General features: G+C 38.2%; 8 protein-coding genes and 2 pseudogenes. All 10 read left to right on the top strand.

Features of this window, described 5'->3' with window-relative positions; translation table 11 throughout:
- Positions 1–147: 147 nt before the first annotated feature.
- Positions 148–510 (top strand): annotated as a pseudogene (locus ACFIKB_RS08555) (hypothetical protein); the annotation flags it as partial.
- A 121-nt stretch (positions 511–631) separates the two neighbouring features.
- On the top strand, positions 632–1225 hold the full coding sequence (locus ACFIKB_RS08550; RefSeq protein WP_273788702.1) for an SMI1/KNR4 family protein: 594 nt from the start codon (positions 632–634) through the stop codon (positions 1223–1225).
- A gap of 48 nt (positions 1226–1273) precedes the next feature.
- Positions 1274–1627: a hypothetical protein gene (locus ACFIKB_RS08545; RefSeq protein ID WP_273788703.1), complete on the top strand. Its 354-nt coding sequence runs from the start codon at positions 1274–1276 to the stop codon at positions 1625–1627.
- A 6-nt stretch (positions 1628–1633) separates the two neighbouring features.
- Positions 1634–4199, top strand: a pseudogene (locus ACFIKB_RS08540) (DUF6990 domain-containing protein).
- 89 nt (positions 4200–4288) lie between these two features.
- Positions 4289–4651 carry an HNH/ENDO VII family nuclease gene (locus ACFIKB_RS08535; protein ID WP_375653316.1) on the top strand — a complete coding sequence of 121 codons (363 nt, stop codon included), beginning with the start codon at positions 4289–4291 and terminating at the stop codon, positions 4649–4651.
- 252 nt (positions 4652–4903) lie between these two features.
- Positions 4904–5374: an SMI1/KNR4 family protein gene (locus ACFIKB_RS08530; protein WP_375620541.1), complete on the top strand. Its 471-nt coding sequence runs from the start codon at positions 4904–4906 to the stop codon at positions 5372–5374.
- A gap of 191 nt (positions 5375–5565) precedes the next feature.
- Positions 5566–6045, top strand: a complete 480-nt coding sequence (locus tag ACFIKB_RS08525; RefSeq protein ID WP_375645141.1) for a hypothetical protein — start codon at positions 5566–5568, stop codon at positions 6043–6045.
- A 46-nt stretch (positions 6046–6091) separates the two neighbouring features.
- On the top strand, positions 6092–6403 hold the full coding sequence (locus tag ACFIKB_RS08520; protein ID WP_375645139.1) for a hypothetical protein: 312 nt from the start codon (positions 6092–6094) through the stop codon (positions 6401–6403).
- Positions 6346–7152, top strand: coding sequence for a hypothetical protein (locus ACFIKB_RS08515; RefSeq protein ID WP_375653314.1), 807 nt, complete (start codon positions 6346–6348; stop codon positions 7150–7152). Before ACFIKB_RS08520 ends, ACFIKB_RS08515 begins: the two co-directional genes overlap by 58 nt.
- Before the next feature lie 68 nt (positions 7153–7220).
- Positions 7221–7802: lysozyme (locus tag ACFIKB_RS08510; protein WP_375653311.1), on the top strand; the 582-nt coding region annotated here is incomplete at its 3' end.

Here is a 7802-nt window from a genome sequence, read left to right as displayed (position 1 = left end):
GCGAGAAAAGGGAAATTCGACAGGGTTATTTCAAGTGCGGGCATTATTGAGATTTTAGAGCAAAGGGGCGGTAAAAATATCGCTGCGCTGTTTACATCCCTTTGGGTTGTTTTTTTTAAAGATAAAGAATTTTATGAGGAGCTGAAGATGCGGGGATTGAAAAATCAAAAGCATAAATTGGGATATGGATACAAGCGAGGAAAGCGCGTTCTTTGTGTTTTGCAGCGAGGGATCCATAAGGGGCTTTCACTTGTTTTAAGTTTTTGCTTAGCTTTTCAGCCTTTGTTGTTGCAAGCACAAGCGCTTGGAGCGCGAAGTCCTGTTGCACAAGAGAGCCAAGGGATTAAAGCAGCTGATGGGGTTGGCTCTGTTTTCCGCCCCACGGTGGGGAAAGCCGGCAATGATGTGCCGCTGATTGATATTGTTCGCCCCAATGGACAGGGTCTTTCTCATAACAAATATGACAATGTTATGCAAATAATTTCTATGAATTCCTCTGTAAAAGAATTATAGCTAATTTGGAATGACGCTTTTGTCGGGCGGTTTCCTTTTGAAATACACTGTTAAAGCCGTCATCCTTTTTTGTTTTCAAAAATGCAAGAATTGTTAATCACTTTTAGGGGGATCATCTATGAAAACCTATACCTTAGCTGATGTTGCAGTATTAATTGATAAAGTGAATAAATATGATGATGAGATTATCAATTTTGGTAGTGAAGATGATGAAGAGAATGAAACGGATGATCTACAGATTGAAAAGGCGGAGAAAACTCTCGGCGTACAATTCACATCCTCTTACAAAGTTTTTTTAAAAAAATATGGAGGAGGAGAAATTGGTGGTGAAGAAATTTATAGCCTTTATGGAGATTGTGGGGAAGGTATTCCTGCTGGTGATATTGTTTACCAAAACTTACTCGATAGAAAACATGGTTTTGCGACACCAGAACAGCTCGTTGTGAGTTATGATCTTGATGAAACCTTTTATTTTGATTATACGCAGTTTAGGGATGGAGAATGTCCAATCTATGTCATGTTTGCGGATGAGGAGTCCGAATATTACGCCAGTAATTTTTATGAATTCCTATGCAAAAGAATTAAAGTACACGCGGGAGTTGAGATACCTGATGGTGATCAACCGATTGAAAAGATTGAGAACACTCCCACTCCGCAACCTATCCCTTTTTACAAGAGTTTTTGGAAAAAACTATGGAGGAGGGGCAATTGATAGTGAGGAAATACGGAGCGTTTATAACGCACGTTTTGAGGTTTATCCATGAACTTTTTGTTAAAAAAAATACATCACCCTGATATTATTTATGTGGAGAAAGGTGTATTAAAAGTTATTGATATAAAAACTGGTAATTCTCAATTAACAGAATGTCAAAAAGATTTTGAAATAGCGTATAAAACAGGAGATGCAAAACCTTTTGGAAAAATTATGAAACGCTATCTAGGGGAAAATAAGGAACAGCTTAATAAATACCAAGAAGATTTGAAAAAAATTGAAGGAGACGCAGAGCTTCTGAAAGAGTTTAGAGACAATTGGAGTGAAAATCAGATAAACAAAGAGTGGAATAGAATAATTCCTTATACAGTTAGCTGTTATCCGGCGGTTGGAGAAGAGTGAAGCATTATGCAAACTAAAGATGCAGCAGAAATATTAAAAAGTCTGGGCTGTGAGCTCTATCGTGATGAAGTAGGCGATACATTTGCCTATTATTATCTTCCGGATCGCATCGTGGATTTGAGCTATGGTGTGAAACATGAAACGGATGGTGAAAAATTTTGGTTATTAGCTAGTCTCACAACTGCTTCTTATAGTCTTGCTTGTGAATATTCTAGGGGGCAAAAGTCACGGTATGGATATATACTCTATCCAGAAATAGGTGATTTCGGGGTTACGGTACCGGATCTTTCAGAAAGTCATATTGAATCTGCTTTAAACAAAGTCATTACTTGGGCAAAAACACGAAATATTGAACAAAAATTACATGAAGAAGCTGCTAATCATTCTCTTGTTGCAAAGGCTCTTCTCGGCGATATAGAAGCTTTAAGGAGTTATGAGTCTACGCCCAAAATAAACGTATCAGAATTTTCTGATTATAAAATGATGACGTGGAATGAACGTCTGCTTCTTTTTGCACAGGCCTATAAAAATGGGGAATTAGACGATATTCTAACGCGTAAGAAGCCAAAACAGTGCTCGATAAGTCTTATCGCAGCAAATCGCATCCTCAAAACGCGAGGATGGATTGCTATGGAACCTGGGAGAATGTTTCTCTCTTTGCCAGATCGTTTTATTCAGTTTGATTTTGGCTTTATACGTCTTCATGATAATTACAATGTTCGTCTTGAAGCTGAAATATCTAATGAAGAGATTTCTGTAGCTTGCAAATATATTCACTATAAGAGAGAATGTAATTGGATACGACCTACGGATATTTATCAGTCTTTTAATACAATTGGAGGAGGTTTTTTTAGTGGTTTTGATAAAGGCATTGATATTTGTGTAGAGACATTGAATGAGCAAGAGCTTATCAAAATCTCTGAGCGGGTGATACAGTGGGCACGTGCCCAAGATTTACAAGCATCAATAGAAAGCAAAACACGTGTTCAAAAGTATAGCTACAATATAGATATAGTCTGGCATTTGGCTTGTTTAGCGTTGACAGGTCGAATTGATATCCTGAAATCTTATAAAAATTTTCTAGAAGCTGGTACGATTTCTGAACATTTGGATGATGATGAAGTAGAAAAATATGTTAACCATGCCGTTGAATTTGCTGAAAAACATCTGAAAATCCTTAATGAGCGAGAGGCAGCAGAAGCACATCTTAGTCCACAAGTTTTGATTACTTTCAATAAAGTTACAGAGCAATTAAAAGAAATGGGTTGGACAGTTTATCGTGATAAAAACTACAATCGCAATGCTTATTTTGTAAGTAAAGACCGTATCATCAATATAATGTATAACCTTCAAAGTGATGAAGAAGAGCCGATTGTTGCATTTAAGGCTTCCCTTTCAACACTTAGTTTTTCTACGGCTCATAGAGAGATTTTCTATAATATGCCTCAATATATAGCCCTCAAAGAAGCAGAAGAAGTTTATACAGTTTCTAGTACTGAATTGGATGAAGGCAAGCTAAAGCAGATTTGTACAGATATACTTGGATGGGCTGATCGGCAAAATGTGAATCAAATCATCTATGATTATGCGGCTTTTCCCCCAGACAGTGAACTTGATCTTGTAGCGCGTCACCTTATTGCGCTTGTTTTGATTGGGGATGTTGAAAAGCTCAAATCTTATAAGGAGAATTTTAGAAAGGGAAATCCTTTAGGTTTTGTGGAAGAAATCTCAAAATATAGAATTGATAATCTCCTCACTCTTGCACGGGGTTATCGAGCAGGTTTTCCGAAAAATGCACCGATTTTGAGCTTGGATCCGCAAACAGCACCTGTTTCTTCTAAAACAACTTCTGTTGAAGTGGCAGAGGAAGTGGATGAAGCGGATGACACTGATGATCGTCTCACTATGGAAAGTGCAACAACACTTTTAAAAAGTTTAGACTGGTCAACCGAGAAAATCAATGAGAATGACCATATGGCAAGCTATCAATTGGCCGATCGTGAAGTAGATATTCTTTATAACGATGAAATTGCCAAAGATTACCCGCAATTTGATAGCGCCTTTATGATTAGCACGGGCATTCTTTCCACCGCTTGCAAATTCATTGATCCTACCCACACAGAAGATATTCCAGACATACAGCTTAATTTTGAAGCAAAGGGGTTAGAAATCTTTGAACCAGAAGTCACTGCGGATCGCTTAAAGCAAGCACTTGATGATGCTTTAGAATGGGCGGTAACAGACATTGACTTTTCTAAAAGACTTCGCTCTGATTATGGTAGAGCTCCTTGGCAACAGGATGCAACATCTAAAGCAGATAATACGGATTATGCTTTGCTTCATCTTGGCACTCTTGCTTTGTTGGGTGATGCTGAAACTTTGCAATCTTATCAGAAAAGCTTTACGGCAGGGGATCACCTAGGCTTTGACGAGAGCATCCAACAGCTTCATCTTGAACGTGCATTAGCTTTAGCCAAAGAAGTAGCAAAGGTGAAGCAAGTGAGCTACGCTTTAATTAAACAGGTGGCAAAAGGATTTCGATAATCACTCAGAGTTTTCTAGCGAGGAATAACCTACTTCTTGGAAGGAGAGTGTATTAAGTCTATTTAGAACACAGAATACATTGATTATTTTGAAAAAAAATCGAGGGGATTATGAATCATGAAATGGATAAAGAAAAAAAGTATGGGGGCAGCAGAGCCTGTGGAATTTAAAGGTCAAAAAGTTTATCCGGAAGATGAACTGTTTGAGCCTGAAACAGTTTCTTCTTGGAAAGAAAAAGGACAGATAGTAACAGGTACAAATGTGGAAAGAATGGTATCAGGAAGAGCTCCTATTGGAATCGATTGTAGGCCTATTATGTTATATCCTATGACACAAGAAGGTCCTATGGCTGAGGTTCTCTACTCATTTTATCAAGACAAGAGTTTTGTTGCGCCTATGAAGCCAAAGGAAAATTTTATCAGAAAAGTTATTTGTTGGATTTCAAAAAAAGACTCCTCAGCAAGAAAAAAGAAAAAGTAATTATTGCAAATATTGAAATAATGTCCCTAAAAGGCGCTCTCTAAGCTTTAATGATCATCCCCTTTAATTACATCATATATTGTAAATGCGAGATGATTTTACAGATACAGATGAGAAAAGAGCTCCTTCAAGAAAATATCCTCTATATTCTATCGATGTAATCCCAATTCCATTGGCTATGGTAGAGAAATATTGATCAGTAGGAACACTCATTATGAGTAAAAACACACTGTGACTTATGGAGAAAAATTTATGAAAAGTTATACTTTATCGGATGTTGCACAATATATTGATATGCATAGTCATGCTATTAATTTTGGTACTAAAGATAATGCTCCTGATGATGTAAGGATTAAAACAGCTGAGAATACTCTCGATTTACAATTTACCTCTTCCTATAAGGGTTTTTTAAAAAATTATGGAGGCGGAGAAGTTGGAGGTGAAGAAATATTCAGTATTTATGAAATCTGTGCTGGTATTCCTGCTGGTGATATTGTTTACCGAAATTTGCTCGATAGAAGAGATGGCTTTACGAATCCCAAACAACTTGTTATCTGCACAACTGATTTTGGTGAAACCTTTTACTTTGATTATACTCAATTTCGGGATGGAGAGTGCCCGCTCTATCTTAAGTTTCCACTTGATGATCCCCAATATTACGCAAGTAATTTTTATGAATTTCTCTGTAAAAGAATTAAAGAGTATGCAGGGGAAGATTTATGAAAACCTATACCTTAGATGATGTTGCAGTATTAATTGATAAAGTTAATAAATATAATGATGATATTATCAATTTTCGTACTGAAGAAAATGCGGCTGATAATCTACAGATTGAAAAGGTGGAGAAAGCTCTTGGTTTGAAATTCACATCTTCTTACAAGAGTTTTTGGAAAAAACTATGGAGGAGGGGAAAAATGAAAAAAATCTTAAAACTATTGAGCAGCATGGCTCTCTTAAGTACAGCTGGATGTCAATTAGGCAATCCTCCCCCATCGACTTTGGTTTTATGGGAAAAGCCTAGAGCAGATCGGGCTGTAATCGAACAATCACTTTTAAAATGTGGTTGGAAACCGGTTTATGCTTCTTCTAGTGATATGAATTCGTATGCAAGTGAATTTGCTTCAGTATATGAGTGCATGAAAAAAGCAGGTTTTCGATATAAATTGCAGGATTCAAAGGGGATTTATTTTACACAACCTCCGAAAAGTGACTCGTTCCTAACCGATCTTATGATAGCTGGATATCAGCAATTTATGGACAATGATACTTTTGGTCTAAGCAATACGAGCAAGAAGGAACGGGCCATGATAACTCATTTTGAGAATGAAAGAAAACGTCAACAAACAAGAAAATCTTTGCAAAAGCGATCATCAAAGCATCCTACCCATTCTTAAAGAGTTAGTTGAACAAAAAGCACGAATGATGGAGGGAGTCAAAATAGTGTCCTTCTTTATTCAAGCGGATGAGACGTTGAATCTAATGGTTGATCAGCTCACAAACAAGGCAACAGTAGGTTTTCTTTCCACTTATTTTTTAGAGAATGTGCGTTTTGATCAGCCTCACAGAATTCTGGAAGCCAATCCGACAAATAGAAAAGGTATTGTGATCAATAAAGGGGCATGTTTTCGCTTTTATCATGGTGGTGAGAATTTGGGGGTAGGTACCTCTTTTACCGCGTTCCAAGGCGTGGAAGGATGTCTTTTGACGAAGATCTTGAAGCAGGAAAGGATTATTATATATATCTCATCCTAAAAGATCAGACGAATGAGCTATCCTTTGACCTTTCGCAAAATCCGACGGCTCCTGATGGCTATACAGAGAAGAATTCTCTAAAGATCGGTGGATTTCATACGCTTTGTGCGGATGTTGGTGAGATTGAAGGACATCCTTTATCGGGTTATCAAGCAGGGGATATTTTACCCAATTCTGTTTGGTGTTTAAATCACCGCCCATGTAGTAGTCCAGAAGGGATGGTTTACAATCCGTGGCATAATATTTGGGTTGATATTTATCTTCAATCAGGGACAGGTGTAAATGCAAAGTCGGCATATGGTGTTCCGATTACGACCAATCGTAGCTATGCGGATCATGCATTTGATTTTTGGTCTGTTAATAAGAGATTTTTGACGAGTGATGAGTTTTCGCCATGCATGTATGGAAGTAATCAAGCAACCAGTATTGTCGGCAATCAAGCGCCTTCTCTTAAGACGTCTGGAGGACACGTTGATACAAACAATAGACGGATGATTTCGCATATTGGTTGTGAGGATGGTTGCGGTTATGTGTGGCAATATTTGTCTGGTTGTTATCCAGTGACTAAATGGCATACAGGGGAGCAAGGAAGTAGTTTACGTGTAGACATAAATGTTATGTTGGGAGGAGGCGATTGGACTGGTGGCTCTAACAATGATCATCTTGTACGGAATTTTGCGCATTCTCGTTATGTAGAAGATGAAAAAATAGGCGCCCGTGGATGTAGCGACCCATTTTATTATAATTAGTGCGAGATTGATTAGAACATCATTTTATCCAGCCCCACTTTTGTGGGGCTTTTTTTATGGAGCGTCAGATGAGAAAGATATCGAAAGAAGCATTAGAGCTTATCAAACAATGGGAAGGTTTGCGTCTAGAGGCTTATAGAGATACGGCATGTGTTTGGACGATTGGTTATGGTCACACCAGCAATGCGGGTCATCCCCTTGTCAAAAAAGGCATGTGTATTAGCCAAGAGCAAGCAGAAGAAATCCTTTGTAAAGACTTAAAGCAATTTGAGCAGACGGTAGAGGAATCGGTTACGGTTTCGTTAACGGATTGCCAATTCGCGGCATTGGTCTCGTTTTGCTATAATGTAGGAAAAGCTGCTTTTTGCAAGTCAACATTGTTGAAGAAGCTTAATCAAGGCGATTATGAAGCCGTTCCTGTTGAATTACAAAAATGGAATAAGGTCGGTGGGAAGCCTCTTGCTGGTTTAGCCAACCGTCGAGCAGCAGAAGCGGGATTATGGGTAAAAGGGGCTTATGTTTCTTCGAATTATCAAAGGGTAGAAACGAAAACGGCAACAGGTCTTTTCAAGGTAGAAGCACTTGCCCCGATTATAGGGTCTTGTTCTGGTTTTGGCGGCTTGTTAGCAGGCAATGGACCGGTGCAATGG

Source organism: Bartonella sp. MR110HLJHH (assembly GCF_042194225.1).
In the GTDB taxonomy this organism is placed as follows: domain Bacteria; phylum Pseudomonadota; class Alphaproteobacteria; order Rhizobiales; family Rhizobiaceae; genus Bartonella; species Bartonella grahamii.
Note: the sequence above shows the minus strand (reverse complement) of the source record. Positions and strands in the feature narration are given on the sequence as shown.